A 1,355-nucleotide genomic window follows, 5' to 3' on the forward strand; every position below is an offset into this window, starting at 1 on the left:
ACCACGACGACGGCCTGCGCCACCTCCGGCTGGTCCAACAACGCAGCCTCGATCTCACCGAGCTCGATCCGCAGACCACGCAACTTCACCTGGAAATCGGTACGCCCGATATAGACCAGTTCCAGCCCACCCGAGGCGGATTCGATCCACTTCACCAGATCACCGGTGCGATACATCCGCTCCCCGTGGCCGAACGGGCAGGCGACGAAGCGATCGGCCGACAAATCAGGGCGACCCACATACCCACGCGCCAACTGCACACCACACAGGTAGAGCTCACCGGCCACACCGACCGGCACCGGATGCAGACGATCATCAAGCACCTGCACCCGCGTGTTCCACACCGGCGCACCGATCGGAACGTCGACCACGTCAGCGGCGCTGTACTCGTGGAACGTCACATCCACCGATGCCTCGGTCGGACCGTACAGATTGTGCAGCGCCGCATCACCGAGCGCCACGAAGGCCTGCGCGGCCTGCGGGGTCAGCGCCTCACCCGAACAGAACACCTGCCGCAACGACGGCACCCGACCCGGCTCCACCACCGCGGTGAACGCCGAGAGCATCGACGGCACGAAATGCGCCGTCGTCACCGACTCGGCCTCGATGAGATCCGCCATATACAGCGGATCACGGTGACCATCCGGCCGCGCAATCACCAACGTGGCACCAACCTGCAACGGCCAGAACAACTCCCACACCGACACATCGAACGTCACCGGCGTCTTCTGCACCACCACGTCCGAGGCGGCCAACGGATACTGCGCCTGCATCCACTCCAAACGGTTCACGATGCCGTCGTGCGGCACCGCCACACCCTTCGGACGGCCCGTCGAACCCGACGTGAAGATCACGTAGGCAATGTTCGAACCACGCAGGCGCGCACGGCGCTCAGAGTCACCGACCGGCCCCGCAGAGTACCCGTCGAGATCGATCGACCCCAACTGCCACACCTCGGTTCCAGCCGGGCCCGGCACCGAAACGCCGGCTCCGGCGAGCACGACCACCGGACGCGCGGTATCGAGGACGTACTCAGTGCGCTCAACCGGGTGATCGGGATCCAGCGGCACATACGCACCCCCGGCCTTGAGCACCGCATAGATACCCACCAGCAACTCAACCGAACGCCGAGCAGCAACCGCCACCAACACATCCGGACCAACACCCGCCTCGATCAGCCTGCGCGCCAACCGATTCACACGAGCATCAAACTCCCCATACGACAACCGCTCACCCTCGAACACCACCGCCGTCGCATCCGGCGTCCGAGCAACCTGAGCATCAAACAACTCCACCAACGTGGAACCAACCACCACATGATCAGTCCCATTCACCGCCGCAACCGCCGCAACATC

1 protein-coding gene is annotated in these 1,355 nt (G+C 64.5%); it reads right to left on the bottom strand.

The window, feature by feature from the left end; genetic code table 11:
• On the bottom strand, window positions 1-1,355 hold a 1,355-nt coding region (locus ABFT43_RS22625), incomplete at both ends, for an amino acid adenylation domain-containing protein (protein ID WP_347962475.1).

This window comes from Gordonia aurantiaca, assembly GCF_039939235.1.
GTDB lineage: Bacteria > Actinomycetota > Actinomycetes > Mycobacteriales > Mycobacteriaceae > Gordonia.